The 412-nt window shown below is 46.6% G+C and carries 1 pseudogene; it reads right to left on the reverse strand.

The window, feature by feature from the left end:
- Positions 1-412 (reverse strand): annotated as a pseudogene (locus ABR854_RS25860) (hypothetical protein); the annotation flags it as partial.

Genomic DNA, 412 nt, shown 5'->3' on the forward strand with positions numbered 1-412 from the left:
CCATTTCAAACTACCACTGCAACCTGTTGCTGTCAATGTTGCTGTCTCTGCATTACACAAGCTGTTCTTGTTCGTTGAAATTACTGGAGCCGCTGGGCTGCTACCTGTTGTGATAACTACTACATTGCTCACTCCGCTTTCGCCACAACTGTTGATACATGTCGCTGTATAACTTCCAGCGGTGCTTACACTGATGCTGCTGCCTGTCGCATTTGTACTCCATTTCAAGCTTCCACTGCAACCTGTTGCTGTCAACGTTGCCGTTTCGCTATTACACAAGCTATTCTTGTTCGTTGAAATTACTGGAGCCGCTGGGCTGCTGCCTGTCGTGATAACTACTACATTGCTCACTCCACTTTCACCACAACTGTTGATACATGTTGCTGTGTATGTGCCTGCTGTACTTACACTA

Source organism: Emticicia sp. W12TSBA100-4, assembly GCF_040253585.1.
Classification (GTDB): domain Bacteria; phylum Bacteroidota; class Bacteroidia; order Cytophagales; family Spirosomataceae; genus Emticicia.